Genomic DNA, 18,130 nt, shown 5'->3' on the forward strand with positions numbered 1-18,130 from the left:
GCGTGCCCCCGTGCAACACTCGGAGGGTGGAGGGACCGGAGCGCTTCGTCCAGGTGCACCTGCTCGGACTCCCCGTCCAGGCCCGCGTGCGGTTCGGCCAGCACCTGCAGGAACTCACGCGCGAGCTCTCCCTCATCCGCATCGCGGCCCAGGACGGCGAGGATCCGAGCCTGCCGCTGCGGTTGCTGCAGATCGCCGCGGAGCTCGACACCACCTACGTCGCCTTCCGGGCGGCGCCGGACGCCGTGATCGCCGCCGCGCTCGCCGCGGGGGACGACTTCTGCGACGTCACCTACACCGTGCCGCTCAGCGCGGGCGTCTTCGTCCAGGGGCTGGGCCGGGTCCTCGAGGAGGCCGACGCCTTCTGCCGGTCCGAGCAGCTCCTCAGCCTGCCCGCCTCCCAGGAGGTGGTCGCCTACCGGCGGTGGTTCGTCGAGGAGTCGGTGCGTCAGCTGGCCGGCGAGGAACCGCGCGCCTGGCGTCCCCCGGCCGGGACCTCGTTCGTTCCCGGCCCGCGGCCGTCGGCGCACTCGTTCGCCCCGCGCCCCGGCCCCCGGCCCGACGGTGTCGGCGAGAGCGCGGGGGACCTGGTGGGGGAACCGATGGTCATGGAGTCGATGGCCAGCAGCGTCGCCTCGGCCCGTCGCTACGTGCGCGGGGTGCTGCGCGGTCTCGACGCCGAGGACCTGGAGGAGGCCGCGGAGCTCGCGGTCTCCGAACTGGTCACCAACGCCGTCCTGCACGCTCGCACCGACTTCTCCCTCGCGGTCCGGACGCTGCCCTCGGGCCGGGTCCGGATCGAGGTCCGGGACTCCTCGTCGGCGCCCCTGCAACCGCGGCACTTCGCCACGACCGCGACCACCGGCCGGGGTCTGCAACTGGTCGCCTCGCTCTCGACGAACTGGGGCGTGGAGCAGCTGTCCCCGGGCCCGGGCAAGGTCGTCTGGTTCGAACCGCGGGTGCTCGACGCCGAACCGCTGCTCGACCTGGCCGAGTGGGACCTCGACACCCTGCTCTGAGGGGCCACGGACGGTGATCCCCGTGTGCCAGACTTGAGGGGCACGACCCACGCCCCAGTAGCTCAGAGGCCAGAGCGCCCGCCTTGTAAGCGGATGGTCGCCGGTTCGACTCCGGCCTGGGGCTCCCCGCGTGTGCGAGCCTGAGCCGGTGACCAGCCCGACCCCGGCGTCCGAGACCGCAGCCTCCGAGACCGCAGCCTCCGAGACCGCAGGCCTGCCGACCGAGCAGCGCCACCCCGGCACCGCCCACCTCGACGAGGTCGACAGCCTCGAGGTGCTGCGGATGCTCAACGACGCCGACCGCGGGGTCGCCGACGCCGTGACGGCCGTGCTCCCTCAGCTCGCGGCCCTCGTCGACGCGACCGTCGCGGCCCTGCGTCGCGGGGGCGGCGTCCACTACGTCGGCGCGGGCACCTCCGGGCGGCTCGCGGTGCTCGACGCCGCGGAGCTGCGCCCCACCTTCACCCTCGAACCCGGCCGGTTCGTCGCCCACCTCGCGGGGGGCGAGCGCGCCCTCACCGACGCGGTCGAGAACGCGGAGGACGACGAGGACGCCGGAGCCGCGGCGGTGGCGTCGCTCGGTCCCGACGACGTGGTGGTCGGGATCGCCGCGTCGGGCCGGACCCCCTTCGTGGCCGGGGCGTTGCGCGCGGCCCGCGCCCGCGGGGCCACCACGGCGCTGGTCGCGAACGTCCCCGCCCCGCGCCTCGCGGGGCTCGCCGACCACGTCCTCGCCGTCGACACCGGTCCCGAGGTCCTCACCGGTTCGACCCGGTTGAAGGCCGGGACGGCGACGAAGATGGTGCTCAACGGGTTCTCGACCGCCGTCATGGTCGGGCTGGGCCGCACCTACTCCAACCTGATGGTGTCCCTGGTCGCCACCAACGCCAAGCTCGAGGCGCGCAGCGTCCGCGTCCTGCAGGAGATCACGGGACTGACCGCGGCCGCCGCCGCGGAGACCCTCGCCCGGGCGGACGGTGAACTGCCCACCGCGCTGGTCGTGGCGCTCACCGGCCGCGACCCCGCCGCGGCCCGGGAGGCGCTGGCGCGGACGGACGGTTCCGTGCGCGCCGCCGTCGCGCTACCGGGGGAGCAGGGCGTCGGCGACGCGTTCCAGCCGTTCCGTCCGTGACGCCTTGACCAGCACGACGTCGTCGGGGGACAGCCTCTCCCGCAACACCTCCAGCGCGGCCCCGGGGTCCGCGACCCACGTGCCGCCCGCCGCGAGGTCCTGCGCGCCGGGACCGACCCCGACGACGTCGACCCCGAGGCGGCGGGCCAGCGCGCCCACCATCCGGTGCCCCCTCCCGCTCGCCTCGCCCAGTTCCCGCATGGCGCCCAGGACGGCCACCCGGTGCCCGGAACCGGCCACCGCGGCGAGGGCCCGCAGCGCGGCGGCCATCGAGGCGGGAGCCGCGTTGTAGCAGTCGTCGAGCAGCAACCCGCCGTCGTCACGACGTCGGGGCTGCAACCGGCGTTCGCCCGCGCCCGTACGTTCCAGACCGGCCACGACCGCCTCCACCGGGGTTCCCGCGGCCAGGGCGAGGGCAGCGGCGCAGGCCGCGTTGGCGACCTGGTGCGCGCCGACCACCCCCAGGCGCACCGCCACCGGTGCGCCCCCGGGGTGCAGCAGGAAGCTCGCCCGGCCGACCTCGTCCAGCGTCACCGCGCTCCAGCCGACGTCCCCGCGGGTTCCGAACGTCACGACCCGCGCCCAGGTGTGGGCGGCCATCGCCAGCACCCGCGGGTCGTCGGCGTTCAGCACGCAGACCCCCGAGGTCGCCTGCGGCAGTTCGCGCTTCGCCGCCTCCAGCAGGTGCGGGCCACCGAACCGCTCGAGGTGGGAGTGCCCGAGCGCCGTGACGGCGCCGAGGTCCGGCGGGGTGATCCCGGCCAGGTAGGTCAGGTGCCCGACGGCGCGGGCCCCCATCTCCACCACCAGGTCGCCGCCGTGGGCGGGCAACCGCAACGCGGTGAGGGCGACCCCGAGCTCGTTGTTCTGGTTGCCGTGCGTCGCCGTCGCGCCCGGCAGGATCGCGGCCAGGAACTCCTTCACCGCCGTCTTGCCGTGCGAGCCCGTCACGGCGAGGACCCGGGGCGCCCGGCGCGCGACGACCGCGCGGGCCAGCCGGCCGAGCGCCACGGTCGTGTCCGCGACGACCACCGTCGGCGCGGACGTCGGCCGGGAGCCGAGGACGGCGTGGGCCCCGCCCGCGTGGTCGTGGCCGTCGACCCGCGTCCCCGCCACCGCGACGAAGAGCCCGTCCCCGACGGCACGACGCGTGTCGAGGTAGGCGGACCCGCGGACCAGGAGGTCGGGGTCACCCACGACGAGGCCGTCCACGGCGGTGGCGATCTGCTGCAGCGTCATCTCGAGCACAGCCCGACGCTGCCCCACCGGCGGGTGGGGACGCCTCCACCTCGAGGACCGGACGTCGGTACCTGCGGGTGATCCCGCGGTACCCGTGCTCACCGCAGGCTGAGGACGTGATGAACGTCGAACTGCTGATGAGCGACCCGGTGGTGGCCGCGGTCCCCGTGCGGGAAGACGGCGACCCGCTGGTCGTCCTGGGCCCCGGGTTCGGGCCCGCCGGCGCCCGGGTGCGCCGTGCCGTCGCGGCCCGGCTCGCCCTCGCCCAGGACGGCCTGCCCCGGGGCACCTCCTTGCGGGTGGTCGAGGGTCTCCGGGAACTCTCCGCCCAGCGGGCGATCATCGCCAGGTACTCCGCGCAGGTCCGTGCCGCCCACCCCGACGCCGACGACGACCTCGTGCACCACCTCACCAGCCGGTTCGTCGCCCCCGTCGCGGTCGCCCCGCACGTCGCCGGTTCCGCCGTGGACCTCACCCTCGTCGACGAGCGGGGCCGGGAACTCGACCTGGGCACCCCGATCGACGCGACGCCCGAGAACTCCCGCGGCGCGTGCGCCACCGCCGCGCCCGTCGGTGCGACCGCCCGCCGCCACCGCGAGGTCCTGGGGGACGTGCTGCTCGCCGCGGGGTTCGTGAACTACCCCACCGAGTGGTGGCACTGGAGCTTCGGGGACCGCTACTGGGCCGCCGTCACCGGAGCCGAGCACGCGCTGCACGGTCCCCTCGAGGAGGTGCGGTCGTGAACTCCGCCCTCGCCGCGGCACCCCGCACGGGCTCGGCGACCGTGGAACTCGACCTCGCGGCCGTGACCCGCAACACCCGCCTCGTCCGGGCCCGCACGTCGGCGGCCGTGATGGCGGTCGTGAAGGCCGACGGGTACGGCGTCGGGGCCCTCGCCGTCGCCCGCGCCGCCCTGGCCGGCGGGGCCACGTCGCTCGGGGTGACCGGCGTGGCGGAGGCCCTGGCGTTGCGCGCGCAGGGGGTGACCGCGCCCGTGCTGAGCTGGCTGAACCCCTCGGGCACCGACTTCCGCCCCGCCGTGGCCGCCGGCGTCGACCTCGCCGTCCCCGGTCTCGCCCACCTGCTCGGCATGCCGCGCGGGGCCCGCGTGCACCTGCACCTGGACACCGGGATGACCCGCGACGGCGCCGCGGTGGGGGAGTGGGCACGGTTGTGCGAACAGGCCGCCGCCGCGCAACGCTCCGGCCGCCTCCACGTCGTCGGGGTCATGTCGCACCTCGCCTGCGCCGAGGATCTGCGGGAGAACGCGCTGCAGCGCAGCCGGTTCGAGGAAGGCCTCCGCGTCGCGCGACGTGCGGGACTGGAATCCGACGCGCACCTGGCCGCCACCGCCGGCACCTTCGCCGACCCCTCGTCGCACCACGACCTCGTGCGGATCGGCGCCGGGTTGCTGGGGATCGACCCCACCGGGACGGTTCCGCTGCGCGGGGCCGTCACGTTCCGGGCGCCGCTGACCGCGGTGCGCCGGGTGCGGGCGGGAACCCCCGTCGGCTACGGCCACACCTGGTACGCGCCGCGGGACACGACCCTCGGGCTGCTCCCCCTCGGCTACGCCGACGGCGTCCCGCGCGACCTCGCCGCCGAGGCCGAGGTCAGCGTCGCCGGCCGCCGCTGCCGCGTCGTCGGGCGGGTGTCGATGGACCAGACGGTCGTGGACATCGGGCAGCTGGCGGACCTGCCCGCCCCCGAACTCCTCCTCGGCGCCGACGTGACCGTCTTCGGTCCCGGTGACGACGGCGAACCGGAACTGTCGGACTGGGCGCGCTGGAGCGGCCGCCTCGACGCCGAACTCCTCGTCGGCCTCGGCCGCCGGGTCCATCGCAGCACCACCTGACCCCCGCACCGCGGGGGAGAGAAACGGAGTTCTCCGACGTGAACAGTTCCACCCTGGACCAGGGGCAGATCCGGGTCGCGGTCGTCGGCGGCGGCCGCAACGGCGAGCACGACGTCTCCCTCGCCTCGGCCGCCGCCGTCGCCGCCGGACTCGAGGAGACCGGCCACCACCGGGTCGTCCGGTTGACCGTCGACCGCGACGGTCTCTGGCGCGACGACGAACTGCGCCCGCTCGGCCTCGCCGGGGCCGTGCGCGTCCTGCAGACCTGCGACGTCGTGTTCCCCGTCCTGCACGGCGTCCACGGGGAGGACGGCACCCTCGCCGCGCTCTGCGAACTCGCCGGGGTCCGCTACGTCGGTTCCGGCGTCGGCGCGGGCGCGCTGGCCCTGGACAAGTGGGCGACGAAACTGGTCGCCGGGGCCGTCGGCGTCGCCACCGCCCCCGGCCGGCTGCTGGCCGGTTCCGCGGACCGGGAGGAACTGCTCGCCGCCCCCTGGGGCGGACCCGTGGTGGTGAAACCCGTCACGGCGGGTTCCAGCCTCGGGGTGTCGTTGGTCCGGAGACCCGGCGAACTGCCCGCGGCGCTCGCGAGCGCCGTCGCGCTGGACGACCGGGTGCTCGTGGAGGAGTTCGTCGTGGGCCGGGAGTTCTGCGTCGCGGTCCTGGCCCGGCCGGACGGGACGCGGCGGACCGCGCCGATCGAGGAGGTCGTGCGGGACGGCATCTTCGACCACGCGGCGAAGTACGGCGGCCACCCCGACATCCGGCTGCCGGCCGATGTCAGCCCGTCCGAGGCGGGCGCGCTGGAGGCGGCGGCGGTCGCCGTCTTCGACGCCCTCGGCTGCCGGGGGCTGGCCCGGGTGGACTTCTTCCTCACCGCCGACGGGGTGGTGCTGAACGAGGTGAACACGACGCCGGGGTTCACGGCGCGCTCGGCGGCGCCGTTGATGTTCGCGGCGGGTGGTCTCGGCTACGGGGACCTCCTCGACGTGCTCGTCCGCGACGCCCTGGTGTGAGGGTCCGGGAGACTACGGTGGTCCCGATGGACGACCTCGACGAGACGACCCCGGTGCGCCGGTTCGGTCCCGACGTGCTGCTCGGTCTCCTCACCGCCGCCGCGGGGCTGGCGGAACTCCGGGTCCGGACCGACTCGGGCTACGAGAGCGCGAGCCCGTTCTTCGTCCTCCTCGTCGCGTTGACCGTGGGGATCGCCCGGCCGTTGCCGGGGATCGCGTTGGGCCTGACCTGGCTGACGGGTGTGCTGCAGCTGACCCACTCCGTCCCGATGCTGCTGTCGCAGGCCTTCATGCTCTTCGTCGCGTTCTCGGCGGCGCGGTGGGGTGGTCCCCTCGTCCTGGGGTTGTCCGGCGTCTCGATCGTCACGGGCACCCTCGTGGCCGCGGGGGCGCTGTTCAGCGGGTACTACTACCCGGGGATCCTCGTCCGGCGTCAGGTGGAGTTCGCCTTCAACCTGTTCGGGACGGCGGCGACGCTGGTCGTCCTGCTGCTCGTGCTGGCCGCCGCCTGGCTGGCGGGGCTCGCGCTGCGTTTCCAGGGCAGTGCCGCGACGTCGCGGCGGGAACGCGTCGCCGCCGAACGGGAATCGGCCCAGGCCCACCTGGAGACCGCGCAGGCGTACGAGATCGCGCGGTTGCGCGAGGAGCAGGCCCGCCTGGCCCGCGACGTCCACGACGTCGTCGGGCACTCCCTGGCCGTGATCCTGGCCCAGGCGGAGTCGGGTCAGTTCCTCCCCGACCACGACCCGGCGGCGTTGAAGGCGACGCTCGGCACCATCGCCGGGACGGCCCGGGCGTCGTTGCGCGACGTCCAGCAGGTCCTCTCGGCCTCGGCGGAGCCGCCGGCGCCGGGGCGGTTGCAGAGCCTGGTCGAGGGCGCGCGGGGGACGGGTTTCCGCATCGTCTCCTCGACCTCGGGGGCCGAGCGTCCGTTGCCGCCGGAACTCGCGGCCGTCGCCTACCGGGTGCTGCAGGAGATGCTGACGAACGCCCTGCGGCACGGGGACCGCGACACCCCCGTGACCGTCGTCCAGCGGTGGCCGGGGGAGTCCTCCGGCCCCGGGAACCAGTGGTTGGAGCTGCACGTGAGCAACGGGATCCCCGCTGCGGGAGGCACGACCTCGGCGGGTGGGCGGGGCGTCGAGGGGATGCGGCGGCGCCTCGAAGGCGTCGGTGGCGGCCTGGAGGTCGCGCCCGGCCCGACGGGGCGGTTCTCGGTGACGGCGCGGGTTCCGGTGCGCGCGTGATCTCGGTGCTGCTGGTCGACGACCAGGACCTGTTCCGGGCCGGGGTCCGGGTCATCGTCGACGCGCAGGAGGGGTTGCACGTCGTCGGTGCCGCGGGCGACGGGCTGGAGGCGGTGCGCCTCACCGAGGAACTCTCGCCCGACGTCGTGCTGATGGACCTGCGGATGCCGGAGATGGACGGGGTCGAGGCGACCCGGCAGATCTTCCTGCCCGAACGGGTGGCGCGGCGGGCCGCGCCGGTGCGGGTGATCGTGCTGACGACGTTCGACCTCGACGACCGGGCGGCCACGGCCATCCGGTACGGGGCCAGCGGTTTCCTGCTGAAGGACACCACGCCCGCGCAGCTCGCCGACGCCATCCGCACCGTCCACGCCGGCAACGCCGTCCTGGCCCCGGGGGACCTGACGCGGCTGCTGGAACGCGACCTCACCGCGACGAGACCCCCGCCGCCGCAGTTCCTCGCCCTGACGGCGAAGGAGCGCGAGGTGTTCGACGCCGTCGCCCGCGGGTTGTCGAACGCGGAGACCGGCCGGCTGGTGTTCGTCTCGGAGTCGACGGTGAAGACGCACGTCGGGGCGATCCTGCGCAAGCTCGGGCTGCGGGACCGGGTGCAGATCGTGGTCTTCGCCTACGAGAACGGGTTGACGGGGTGAGCGTCACACGACCGCGGGAGTGCGCCCGCGCAGCCACCGCAGGAACTCGCCCGCCGGGACGGGCCGGCTGTGCAGGTAGCCCTGCGACTCCTCGATGCCGAGCCCGCGCAGCAGCTCCAGGGTGCCGGTGTCCTCGACGCCCTCGGCGACCACCCGCAGACCGAGGTGGTGGGCGAGGTCCACGGTGCCCGCGACGATCGCGGTGATCCGGTCGTCGACGAGGGCCCGGGAGGTGAACGCCCGGTCGATCTTCAGCTCGGTGGCGGGCAGGTTGGCCAGGTAGGCCAGCGAGGAGTAACCGGTGCCGAAGTCGTCGATGCTCAGCGAGAACCCGCGGGCGGTGATGTCGCGGCACGTCGCGAGGGCCCGTTCGGGTTCGTTCATCAACGAGGTCTCGGTGACCTCGACGACGATGCGCGAGGGGTCGGTCCCCTCGGCCAGTTCGTCGAGGAGTTCCAGCAGCTGCGGGTTGGACAGGTAGGTGCTCGACGTGTTGATGGAGAGCCGCAGGTCGTACCCCGCCGCGCGCCAGGCCGCCAGGTCGGTCACCGCGCGGCGGGCGACGTGGACGGTGAGGGCGGGCATCATGCCGCGTTCCTCGAGGACGTCGAGGAACGCGCCGGGGGCCAGCAGACCGAGGCGTGGGTGGTTCCACCGCACGAGGGCCTCGACGCCGACGACCTCGTCGTCGACCAGGGAGACCTGCGGTTGGTAGTGCACCTCGAACGCGTCCGCGGCACAGGGTCCGGCGTCCACGCCCAGCGCGTCGTGCAGTTCCTCCGACAGCAGCACCCGGCTGCGCCAGGCGCGGTCGGTGACCTCGTCGTGCAGCGCGACGCCGAGCCCACCGACCTTCGCCGTGTACATCGCCCCGTCGGCGCGGCGCAGCAGCTCCTCGCCGCTCAGGCCGTCGGAACCGCTGCTGGTGGCGACGCCGACGCTGGCCCCGACGGTGTGGGCGACGACGGAACCGAGCACGACGTCGACCCGGGACACGGCGGCGAGCATCGAACCCGCCGTCGTGACGGCCTCGGCCGCGTCGGCACCGGGCAGCAGGACGGCGAACTCGTCGCCGCCGAGGCGGGCGAGCAGGGCCGGGTGGGGCAGGACGGAGCCGAGCCGGATGGCGGTGGCGGTGAGCAGCTCGTCACCCGCGGCGTGACCGTGCTGGTCGTTGACCTCCTTGAACCGGTCGAGGTCCAGCAGCAGCACGGCGAACGGAGCGCCTTCGCCGGCGGCGCGGCGCAGGTGGTCGAGGAACTCACGGCGGTTGGCGAGACCGGTGAGGTCGTCGGTGCGGGCCTGGCGGCGGGCCCGGTCGTGGTCGGCGAGATCGCGGACCAGTCGCACCAGCCGCACGCCCGACCCGGCGATGGCCGCGGCCCCGAACCACAGGGCCCAGTGCGTGGGCCGCGGGACCAGCCCGGCGCCGAGGAGGCTCACGAGACCGAGCACCAGACCGGCGGAGCTGACGACGGGCACCGACAGGATGCGGTGGTGCTGGTGGCCCAGCGTCACGGCGGGCAGGCAGGCGGCGATCGCGTAGGCGACGGCCAGGTAGGCCCACGCCGTCCAGCAGGCGAGGACGATTCCGAGCTGCGGCCCGTGCAGGAGGTAGACGACCTGGGTGACCAGGACGAGCGCGACGGCCGCGGCGACCATCGTGGACCGGCCACGCAGATCGCGCGGCATGGTCAGGGCGAAGAACGCCACGGCGCTCAGCAGCACCGCGATCGAGGCGACGTGCACGATCCGCAGCTGCTGGGCCAGACCGGTGCCGCCGTCCGGGACGACCAGGACGACGTTGGCCAGTCCGGCGACCCCCAGGACGCAGCTGATCCCGACCAGCCAGTCGACGCGTCCGGAGGGACGCCCCTTGTCGTGTGCCCGGTACCACCGGGAGATGCCGTGGTAGAGGAAGAAGCAGCCGGTGGTGCTGGTCACCCGCAGCACCAGGACGAGACCGAGACCGACGCGTCCGACGGACTGCCCGAGGAGCACCGAGACCGTCTCGAGCGCGCTGCTCGCGGCCAGCAGGCCCAGACCGGCGCGGTAGGACCGCCACGACCCCCGGACCTGGGTCCGTGCACCGCTCTCCCGCGACGCCCGCCGGGCGACGACGAGGAACGACGCGACGACGACGAGGGTGCGCAGCACGATGAGAGCCGCCAACACGTCGATGTCCTCCTGGTGGTGCGTCGTCCCGTCCCCTCGTCCTCGGCAGCGCGGTCGCCGGAGTTGAGGGTCCGAACGGGTCCGGAGCCAGCTCCGGAGGCGCGATGTTCGAACGTCGACCACACTGCTGGCGTGAGTGAGAACGTGCAGGCGACCGGGAACCACGACCGCGGCCCCGGTTCGGGTACCTGGGGTGGCACGGGCTACGTCCGGCAGGAGCTGGACCCCGCGCTCGCGGCCTGGTGGCAGGCGTTGCCCATCACGACCCGCTCGGCGCTGGCCGCGGTGCGTCCCGGTGAGGTGCTCTCCCGGGAGGCGGCGGGAGCGCTCGCCGCGACCGGACTCGTCTGCCCCGAGGTCGTCGTCGTCGAGGAGGGACGCCGGGTGCGACGTCGCATCGCCTCCCGCGACGTCATCGCGACCGTGCTGCGGGTGCGGCTGAACCACTCCGAGCGTCGCCTCGTCTGACCCCGGCCGCACCCGGGTGCGCTCCCCCCGCCGAGGCGGTGGGATGGGCCGGTGAGCAGACGGTTGGTGGTGACGGGCGCCGGCGGGGCGCTGGGTGCGCGGCTGGTCCCGCGCGCGGTCCGGGCCGGGTGGGAGGTCCTCGCCCTGGACACCGGACGAGCCGTGCCGGAGTCCGAGGGCGTCGAGCCCTGCTCCGTGGACGTCACCGACCCGGTCGCCCTGGCCGAGGCCTTCGCGGGGGCGGGTGGCGTCGTCCACCTCGCCGCCCGGCCGAGCCCGCTCGGGCACGACCCGCACGACGTCCTCTCGCTGAACGTCGGCGGCACGTTGGCGGTGCTGCTGGCCGCCGAGACCGCCGGGGTGGAGCGGGTCTGCCTGGCCTCCAGCGTCAACGCCACCGGCGCCGCGTTCAGCGCCGCCCCCCGCTACGACTGGTTCCCGGTCGAGGAGTCCCACCCCAGCTACAGCGAGGACCCCTACGCGATCTCCAAGTTCCTCGGCGAGCAGGCGGCCGACGCCTTCGCCCGTCGCCGTCGCGCGGCGGTCCTCACCAGTCTCCGCTTCCACGGCCTGCGCGAGTGGTACGGGCCGGACGACCCGGGACGGGAGGCCGAGCGGCGCAAGGACCTCTGGGGCTGGGTGTCCTTCGCCGCGGCCTCCGCGGCGTGCCTGCGCTCGCTGGGACGCCGCCGGCCCGGGCACGTCGTGGCCAACGTCGTCGGCGCCCGCACCGTCAGCCCGGTCCCGACCGCCGAACTCGCGGCGCGGTTCCACCCGGGGGTTCCCTGGCGGTCCGCCCCGACGGGGAACTCGTCCTTCTACGCCACCGACGTCGCCGCCCGCGAGTTCGGCTGGGACGCCGCCGACGACGACCCGGTGATCACCGCCGCCGAACGACCACGGACCGCGTGACCGCGCTGCACCACCACCACAGGCAGGTGGGGGCGATCAGCCGGGTTCCGCCCGCAGTTCCCCGAGAGCCGCGGCGAACTCCGGGGGCTGGGCGTAGGCCCCCTGTCCGATCGAGGGGGCGTGCAACCCGGCCGCCTGCAACGACCACGCCAGGTGCGGGGGGAGGGGCTGGCCGTCGGCGATCCCGGCGACCGCGCGCCGGGTTCGTGCGTCGGCCTCGGCCCACCACTGCGAAACGCGCTGGTCCACGGCGCCAGCGTCGCACAGGCTGTGCCCGTGGAGATCCCCGGACCGCTCGTGCACACCGCCCACGCCGACGCCTGGGCCGTGAGCTCCGGCGGCCGGCCCGGTGGCGCCCACGCCGAGTTCGGCGGGGCCCGAACCGCCTGCAGCGGAACGGACTTCGCCCAGTTCAACGCAGCCGACCTGGACGACCCCGCCCGGACCGACCCCCTCGCCGTCGCGGCCTGGTTCGCGGCCCGCGCGACCCCGTGGGCCTGGCGGCTGCCGGCCTCGACGCCCTGGCCGCCCGGGTGGCCGGGCGGGGAACCGATCGTCCGCCAACGCCTCGCGGGCCTGTGGCCCGCGAGCTTCCGGCCGGTCGGCGTCCCGGCCGGGACCTCGGTGCGGACCGCGTCCGCGGGGCAGCCGGGGGACCTGGACGCCGTCGTGGCCATCGACGTCGCGGCCTTCGGCGGCCCGCCCGGGGCGGCCCGGGAGTGGCTCGGCGGGCTGCTCGCGAACGGGCGCGTCGAGGTCGCGATCGCCCACCTCGACGGGGTCCCCGTGGCGAGCGCCCACACCGTGCGCTCCGACGGCCGGGCCGGGCCGGCGGTGCTGCTGGCGGGGGTGGCCGTCCTCCCCGCGGCCCGGCGGCGGGGGATCGCGGCGGGGTTGTCGTCCTGGCTGCTCGGGCGCGCGTTCGCCCGGGGCGCCGCACTGGCCCACCTGCAACCCGACGACGACCGCGCAGCCCGGGTGTACGCGCGGCTGGGGTTCACCGAGGTCGAGGCGCTCGACGTCCGCACCGCCGGCTGAAGCGCCACGCCGTCGCGGAGGTGGCGCCGCGGGCCACCACTACGCTGGGGCCTCCGACCGTCCCCGGCCCAGAGGTACCCGTGCCGAAGAAGAAGAAGTCCCACGGCCACCCCGCGCAGCGGGCCGTCACCGGCACCCAGATGTCCCCGTTGCGGGCCGGTGGCAAGGTCCTCGGCGACCTGCAGGTGCCGTTCCGGCGCTTCCTGGAAGCCGAGCTCCTCGACGACGCCGAGGCCGGCGAAGCACCCCTGGAGGTCGGTGACCTCGAGGCGAGGCTCATGGAGTCCCTGGGCTGGCTGGTCCTGTCCCTGGAGCTCGACCTGACCCCGGCCGCCGCGCGCCGGTTCCACCCCGAGGAGCTCCAGGAACTCTTCACCGAGATCGTCCCCGCGGTGGCCGAGCACAACGAGCTCGACGCCCAGGAACTCGTGGACGAGAGCCGCGTCGCGTGGACGTCCTACCTGATGTTCCTCGGGGAGACGGAGGAGTGGGCCGGTGAGCCCGAGGAGCTCGCCGACTGCCTCGACGTCGCCTCCGGGGGTGTCGCGGGCACCACCTCCGGGCGGGGCACCGTCCTCGACGCCCTGCAGGCCGCGGAGCTCGCCGTCCCCACGGCGACCCGGCTGGAGGACCTCTCCTCGCTCCCGGTCGTGGCGGCCGGACTCGCCGCCCTCGGCGAACTGGCCCTCGGCGTCGAGGCGGGCGAGCCCGAGGGGAGTCCGGCGATCGACGTCCTCCGCCGCCACCTCGAACCCTTCGCGCCCGCCCTCGACCCCCTGGTCGAGTGGGCCGAGCTGCTGACGAACGAGGTCGTCGTGGTGGTGGACGGGAAGACCACCGTGCCGGCGCTGGACGACGTCGACCACCGCTGCGACGTGGCGACGACGATCCTGGCCTCGGCCGTCAGCGGCGCCCTGGCCGCGTCGGAGTCGCCGGCCGCGATCGTCGGTGCGCTCTCCGCCGTGACCGCCTCCGTGCTGGACCCGATGACCTCGGGCCGGCTGCGGGAACTGCTCACCGAGAGCGGCGACGAGGACGAGTTCGAGACGACGTCGGCGCTCGTCGCGCGGATCGTCGACCTCGGGGTGCTGTCGTCGGTGGAGCCGTGGACGGCCCGCCCCGGTCTGGCCGGTGCGGTGCTCGACGTCGTCGACGGGTTCTTCGGGCCCGAAGCGGACGAAGCGGACGAAGCGGACGACGCGGACGACCTGGACGGCGCGGACGACCTGGACGACGCGGACGGCGTGACCGAGGCCTGACCGCCGTCCGGCGGCGGCGCGGCGTGCTCCGCCGTGGGGTCTGGGTGGGGTCTGCGGGGGGTCAGTCGACCGGCCCGAGGTCGGGGTCGCCGTCCACCGTGCGGACCCCCCGGCCCCCGACGCACCCGGTGCTCGATGCGAACTCCGAGGCGTCGGAGGCCAGGGCGTGGGTGACCAGGCCGGGGTACCGGGTGGTCGACGTCGCCCACACCGCGTCCGGTCCGGACCACGCGGTGGTGAGGCGGTGCACGAGCCGGTCGACGTCCTGAGCCAGGAGTTCGGAGTTGAACGCGGGTCGTGAGGTGCCCCAGGTGGCGAGGGCGCACGTGCTCGCGGGCGGTGTCGTCCGGGGCGCCGGTGTTCTCCAGCGTGCTGTGCCGGCGAGCGCGTCACGTACGGGTGACGTCGACCACCTCGGTGGCGAGTTCCGCCACGACCACCTCGTCCCGGGTCACGGTCCTGACCGCCACCGAGACCCGTTCGACGGGGACGACCCGGAGGGTGACCTCGGGAACTTCCTCGTGCAGGACGATGACGAGTTCCGGGGGGAACTCGCCGCCCGTGACGGGGAACTCGTCCGACAGGGGCTCGTGGGTGACCACGAGTTGCTCCACCCGGACGGGGACCTGGATGGTTCGCGTGGTCGTGACGATCCGCTTCGTGAAACGCACCCTCTCGACCGGGACCCGTCGGGTGGTGATGCTCAGTCGTTCCTGGTGCAGCACCACTTCCGCACCGACCTCGGCGCCGACATCGGCTGCGGCGGAGGAGTTTCCGGGGAGGAAACCCTCCTGGGCCGAGTTCGGGTTCTCCATCGTGTGTCCTGACGTCGAGGTCGGTGCGAGGCGGTACGGGTCAGTCGCGGGGGTCGTGCTTCCCCGTGGTACCGGTCTTGACGGTGCTGTCGGCGTCGAGGTCGATCCGCTCCTCGCGCAGCTCCGCCTGGACGGTCTCGGTGCTCTCGACGGTCTTGGTGCCGACCTGGACGCGCTCGACGGGGACGACGTCCTTCTCGACGACGGCGCGCTCCTCGGTGAGGACGACTTCGTGCTCCTCCTCGGTGAGGTCGCCACCGGAGAGGGCCGCGCCGCGGTTCGTCTCGGTGATGGGTTCCCGGGTGACGACGACCTCTTCGTGCGAGACCGGCACGGTGCGGGAGACGTTCTCGGTGGTGATGTACTTGCGCAGGCGTGCCCGGCCCGCCTCGCGGGTCTCGGTGCCGACGCGGAGTTCTTCCTTGGAGCGGGTCATCGCGTTGTCGGTGTCGGGGCCGGACGTGTCGTGCCCGCGGCCCGAGCCCTCGGTGAACTCCTGGGTCGTTCCCGCGGTGCGGCCCCTCGTCTGCCCGGCGGTCCCGAGGGTGTTCTCCCGGTCGGTCGAGGCGTGCTCACCCGTCGCGTGCTCACCCGTGCGGGTGTTCGCGTCCGAGGTGTCGCCGACGGACCCGTGGGTTTCGTCCATCCCGTAGTAGCGGTAGAGGTCGGCCTCGTCGGCCTCGCTGAGTTCCGCACCCGGGTCGTGGTGGGGGGCGTTCTTCACCATGGTCTTGTCGAAGGGCACGGTGACGGTGTCACCGGACACGGTGGCCTGGGCGAGCGGCAGCAGGGAGACGTTCGAGCCGAAGAGGCCGGTCTTCACGGAGATCCACTCCGGGTCACCGCTGCGGTTGTCGAGGTAGACCTCGTCGACCTTGCCGATCTTGTCCCCGTCGCTACCGGTGACGGTGGCGTCGAACAGGGTGTCGGGGGTGTAGTCGCGGTTCATGGGTGTTTCCTTCCGGGCCGTTTTCCCGAGACGTCCGCCCCGGGTCGTGGAGCAGTGCGTGAGCCCTCGGTCTGGACCCGGCGTCGAGGTGATCGACCTCAGCGTCTTCATCAGCGTCTTCAGCGTCGGAACGTGATCGGTGCTGTGCGGGGTCGATCTCCTCGCCGGTCTTGCCGATGCCCATCGTTGCCTTCCCCGGCGCGTCCGCAACTCAGAGCGGAACGAGGAACGGTCCGGGAGGTGTGCCTCCACCCGGGCGGTGGGTTTCTCCGGTTCAGACCGTCCTGCTGGAGGGGCGGGAGACCGCCTCCAGCTGACGTGCTGCGTCCACCCGTGCGGATCGCGGCGTAGACCGCCGTGACGACCAGGGCGACGCAGCAGAGGACGGTCCGCACAGGTGTTCTTCCTCGGTTCGGCACGGTCGGGCGCACGCGGTGGGCGGCCCGCTGCTCGACACGCTGTCGCCGGTGCAGCGGCTCCGGATCCCGGCCGGTTCCCGTTCCCGGGACCCGGCTCCAGGATCACCCTCCCGGCCCGTCGGGTGTCACGAACTGTGCGAAGGGAGGACGGAAGGTCACCGCGGAGCGGGGTGAAGGACTCGAGACGGTTCGCGCCCCGTGGAGGTGAACACGTCGTGAACTCCGTCCCGGCGGCTCGCGCGGCCCGAATCGTCGTCGATGTGCAGTGGTGCAACGCTGAACCGGTCGGCGTTCGGAGGGTGGCAACGAGAACATGGGTCAGCAGCAGGTGCGTTCGGATCGAGCGGGTGTCGGTGCAGCGGGCGGCTGGCTCGCCAACCGTCGCGTGGGGACCCGGCTGCTGGCGGCTACGGCCCTGGTCGCCGTCGCGGCCCTGGTCGTCGGTCTCGTCAGCCTGTCGGTGATGCAGAGCCTGCAGACGCAACGCCAGCGCGAGGTGGGCCGCGCCGTCCCCTACATCACCGGTCTGCAGCAGGCCGCCCTGGCGGCGAAGTCGGCGGCCACCGACGAGCGGGGTTTCTTCATCACCGCCGAGCAGAAGTACGTCGACGAGAGCCTGGGACGCCAGAAGGGTTTCGACACCGCGATGGCCACGTCGCGCGCAGCAGCCGACAGTGCGGCGCAGCGAGTGACCGTCGACACCATCCAGAAGGACGTCGACGCCTGGTTCGAGGCCCTGAGCGCGGAGTACACCCTCGCCGGCACCGACCGGGACGCGGCGGTCACCGCCTCGTTCGGGGTCAACCGTGACGCGCGGAAGGCCTACGAGGCAGCGCTGAGCAAGGAGACGGAGCGCGCCGGTACCGCTCTCGCCGCCGGGCAGGACTTCGCCGCCACGGTGCGTCACGGCCAGCTCGTCGTCCTGACGCTGCTGCTGGTCAGCCTGGCCGTCGCGGTCGGGGCCGCCCTCGTCGTCCGTCGCAGCATCGTCTCCCCGCTGACCCGTGGCACCGACGTCCTCTCGCGGGTCGCGGACGGCGACCTCGGGGCCACGGTCGACCTGTCCAGCCGCGACGAGATCGGGACCATGGCCCGCGCCCTCGACCACTCCACGCTCCGCTTCCGCGGCGCCATGCAGCAGATCACCGGTAGCGCCGGTCAGCTGGCCGCCTACGCCGTGCAGCTGACGCAGGTGTCCACCCAGCTCTCCGTGGGCGCGGAGCAGTCGGCTGACCAGTCCCAGGTCGTCTCCGCTGCGACGGAGGAGATCTCGGCCAACATCGGCACCGTGGCCGCCGCGGGCGACGAGATGAGTTCGGCCATCCGCGAGATCGCGGCCTCGACCGCCGAGGCGTCCTCCGTGGCCGCGGCTGCGGTCGCCTCCGCGAGCGAGGCCTCCGCGACGTTGGACCGCCTGTCCGCCTCCTCCCGGGAGATCGGCGACGTCGTCAAGCTCATCACCTCCATCGCCGAGCAGACGAACCTGCTCGCCCTCAACGCCACCATCGAAGCGGCCCGGGCCGGCGACGCCGGGAAGGGTTTCGCGGTCGTCGCCGGGGAGGTCAAGGAACTGGCCCAGCAGACCGCCCGCGCCACCGAGGACATCACCAGCCGGGTCGGGGCCACGCAGACCGACGCCGTCGCCGCCGCGGCCGCCATCGCCGACATCGGTGAGGTCATCGCCCGCATCGACGCGTTGCAGGCCACCATCGCCGCGGCCGTGGAGGAGCAGTCGGCCACGACCTCGGAGATGGTCCGCAACGTCACCGAGGTGTCCGGCGGGTCCCAGGAGATCGCCGCGAACGTCTCCGGGATGGCGGCGTCGGCCGCCGAGGCGACCCGCAGCGCCGGTGACACCGCCAGGACCGCGAACGACGTGGCCGACACGGCACGGGAACTGGAGGGTCTGGTCAGCGTCTTCCGCTACTGACCCC

18 protein-coding genes and 1 tRNA gene are annotated in these 18,130 nt (G+C 74.2%); 13 read left to right on the forward strand and 6 right to left on the reverse strand.

Annotation, left to right across the window (positions count from 1 at the left end; genetic code table 11):
• Positions 1 to 26 precede the first annotated feature (26 nt).
• From SJY07_RS18910 to SJY07_RS18920, 3 genes are all read left to right on the forward strand, one after another.
• The gene (locus SJY07_RS18910) at positions 27 to 1,019 is read left to right on the forward strand and encodes an ATP-binding protein (RefSeq protein ID WP_380161179.1); all 993 of its coding nucleotides are present in this window, start codon (positions 27 to 29) and stop codon (positions 1,017 to 1,019) included.
• A 51-nt stretch (positions 1,020 to 1,070) separates the two neighbouring features.
• Positions 1,071 to 1,143 (forward strand) — tRNA-Thr (locus SJY07_RS18915).
• A gap of 24 nt (positions 1,144 to 1,167) precedes the next feature.
• Entirely contained in the window at positions 1,168 to 2,151 is a 984-nt protein-coding gene (locus tag SJY07_RS18920) for an N-acetylmuramic acid 6-phosphate etherase (protein WP_380161180.1), read from the forward strand.
• On the opposite strand, the gene murF is transcribed toward SJY07_RS18920, so the two are convergent.
• A complete protein-coding gene (gene murF / locus SJY07_RS18925; RefSeq protein WP_328296225.1) occupies positions 2,101 to 3,390 on the reverse strand; it encodes a UDP-N-acetylmuramoyl-tripeptide--D-alanyl-D-alanine ligase in 1,290 nt (429 codons plus the stop codon). The genes SJY07_RS18920 and murF overlap by 51 nt on opposite strands.
• A 119-nt stretch (positions 3,391 to 3,509) precedes the next feature.
• Between murF and SJY07_RS18930 the strand changes: the two genes are divergently transcribed.
• From SJY07_RS18930 to SJY07_RS18950, 5 genes are read left to right on the forward strand one after another with little or no spacing between them, the layout of a single operon-like run.
• Complete coding sequence (locus tag SJY07_RS18930; protein WP_380162407.1) at positions 3,510 to 4,133, forward strand: M15 family metallopeptidase; 624 nt, start codon at positions 3,510 to 3,512, stop codon at positions 4,131 to 4,133.
• On the forward strand, positions 4,130 to 5,245 hold the full coding sequence (gene alr / locus SJY07_RS18935) for an alanine racemase (protein ID WP_380161181.1): 1,116 nt from the start codon (positions 4,130 to 4,132) through the stop codon (positions 5,243 to 5,245). The genes SJY07_RS18930 and alr overlap by 4 nt, the downstream gene beginning before the upstream one ends.
• 38 nt (positions 5,246 to 5,283) lie before the next feature.
• Positions 5,284 to 6,261: a D-alanine--D-alanine ligase gene (locus SJY07_RS18940; RefSeq protein ID WP_380161182.1), complete on the forward strand. Its 978-nt coding sequence runs from the start codon at positions 5,284 to 5,286 to the stop codon at positions 6,259 to 6,261.
• A gap of 26 nt (positions 6,262 to 6,287) precedes the next feature.
• Positions 6,288 to 7,508, forward strand: a complete 1,221-nt coding sequence (locus SJY07_RS18945) for a sensor histidine kinase (protein ID WP_380161183.1) — start codon at positions 6,288 to 6,290, stop codon at positions 7,506 to 7,508.
• Positions 7,505 to 8,161, forward strand: a complete 657-nt coding sequence (locus SJY07_RS18950) for a response regulator (RefSeq protein WP_380161184.1) — start codon at positions 7,505 to 7,507, stop codon at positions 8,159 to 8,161. The genes SJY07_RS18945 and SJY07_RS18950 overlap by 4 nt, the downstream gene beginning before the upstream one ends.
• A 3-nt stretch (positions 8,162 to 8,164) precedes the next feature.
• Here SJY07_RS18950 and SJY07_RS18955 read toward each other — a convergent pair whose 3' ends face one another.
• Complete coding sequence (locus SJY07_RS18955; protein ID WP_380161185.1) at positions 8,165 to 10,336, reverse strand: putative bifunctional diguanylate cyclase/phosphodiesterase; 2,172 nt, start codon at positions 10,334 to 10,336, stop codon at positions 8,165 to 8,167.
• Between the two features lie 132 nt (positions 10,337 to 10,468).
• Between SJY07_RS18955 and SJY07_RS18960 the strand changes: the two genes are divergently transcribed.
• Both SJY07_RS18960 and SJY07_RS18965 read left to right on the forward strand, forming a co-directional pair.
• Positions 10,469 to 10,804, forward strand: coding sequence for a hypothetical protein (locus SJY07_RS18960; protein ID WP_328292666.1), 336 nt, complete (start codon positions 10,469 to 10,471; stop codon positions 10,802 to 10,804).
• A gap of 51 nt (positions 10,805 to 10,855) precedes the next feature.
• Positions 10,856 to 11,716 carry an NAD-dependent epimerase/dehydratase family protein gene (locus SJY07_RS18965; protein ID WP_380161186.1) on the forward strand — a complete coding sequence of 287 codons (861 nt, stop codon included), beginning with the start codon at positions 10,856 to 10,858 and terminating at the stop codon, positions 11,714 to 11,716.
• Positions 11,717 to 11,752: 36 nt separating this feature from the next.
• Here SJY07_RS18965 and SJY07_RS18970 read toward each other — a convergent pair whose 3' ends face one another.
• Positions 11,753 to 11,965, reverse strand: coding sequence for a hypothetical protein (locus SJY07_RS18970; protein ID WP_328292664.1), 213 nt, complete (start codon positions 11,963 to 11,965; stop codon positions 11,753 to 11,755).
• A gap of 27 nt (positions 11,966 to 11,992) precedes the next feature.
• On the opposite strand from SJY07_RS18970, the gene SJY07_RS18975 reads away from it, so the two are divergent.
• Complete coding sequence (locus SJY07_RS18975) at positions 11,993 to 12,754, forward strand: GNAT family N-acetyltransferase (RefSeq protein WP_380161187.1); 762 nt, start codon at positions 11,993 to 11,995, stop codon at positions 12,752 to 12,754.
• An 80-nt stretch (positions 12,755 to 12,834) separates the two neighbouring features.
• Positions 12,835 to 14,013 (forward strand): hypothetical protein, encoded by a 1,179-nt coding sequence (locus SJY07_RS18980; RefSeq protein WP_380161188.1) that lies wholly within the window; start codon positions 12,835 to 12,837, stop codon positions 14,011 to 14,013.
• Between the two features lie 61 nt (positions 14,014 to 14,074).
• Here the strand turns inward: SJY07_RS18980 and SJY07_RS18985 are convergent, their stop codons facing one another.
• The 3 genes from SJY07_RS18985 to SJY07_RS18995 form a co-directional block, all read right to left on the reverse strand.
• Complete coding sequence (locus SJY07_RS18985; RefSeq protein ID WP_380161189.1) at positions 14,075 to 14,263, reverse strand: hypothetical protein; 189 nt, start codon at positions 14,261 to 14,263, stop codon at positions 14,075 to 14,077.
• 139 nt (positions 14,264 to 14,402) lie between these two features.
• Positions 14,403 to 14,828, reverse strand: a complete 426-nt coding sequence (locus SJY07_RS18990) for a YsnF/AvaK domain-containing protein (RefSeq protein ID WP_328292660.1) — start codon at positions 14,826 to 14,828, stop codon at positions 14,403 to 14,405.
• A gap of 40 nt (positions 14,829 to 14,868) precedes the next feature.
• Positions 14,869 to 15,777 (reverse strand): DUF2382 domain-containing protein, encoded by a 909-nt coding sequence (locus SJY07_RS18995; protein WP_380161190.1) that lies wholly within the window; start codon positions 15,775 to 15,777, stop codon positions 14,869 to 14,871.
• Positions 15,778 to 16,509: 732 nt separating this feature from the next.
• On the opposite strand from SJY07_RS18995, the gene SJY07_RS19000 reads away from it, so the two are divergent.
• On the forward strand, positions 16,510 to 18,126 hold the full coding sequence (locus SJY07_RS19000; protein ID WP_380161191.1) for a methyl-accepting chemotaxis protein: 1,617 nt from the start codon (positions 16,510 to 16,512) through the stop codon (positions 18,124 to 18,126).
• Positions 18,127 to 18,130: the final 4 nt, after the last annotated feature.

The organism is Kineococcus sp. R86509 (genome assembly GCF_042466365.1).
In the GTDB taxonomy this organism is placed as follows: Bacteria; Actinomycetota; Actinomycetes; order Actinomycetales; family Kineococcaceae; genus Kineococcus.

Bases quoted from the DNA above. Each gene is read 5' to 3' on its own strand.
- murF (WP_328296225.1), bottom strand. From the start codon at position 3,390: ATGACGCTGCAGCAGATCGCCACCGCCGTGGACGGCCTCGTCGTGGGT.
- SJY07_RS18930 (WP_380162407.1), top strand. From the start codon at position 3,510: ATGAACGTCGAACTGCTGATGAGCGACCCGGTGGTGGCCGCGGTCCCC.
- SJY07_RS18945 (WP_380161183.1), top strand. From the start codon at position 6,288: ATGGACGACCTCGACGAGACGACCCCGGTGCGCCGGTTCGGTCCCGAC.
- SJY07_RS18990 (WP_328292660.1), bottom strand. From the start codon at position 14,828: ATGGAGAACCCGAACTCGGCCCAGGAGGGTTTCCTCCCCGGAAACTCC.
- SJY07_RS18995 (WP_380161190.1), bottom strand. From the start codon at position 15,777: ATGAACCGCGACTACACCCCCGACACCCTGTTCGACGCCACCGTCACC.
- SJY07_RS19000 (WP_380161191.1), top strand. From the start codon at position 16,510: ATGGGTCAGCAGCAGGTGCGTTCGGATCGAGCGGGTGTCGGTGCAGCG.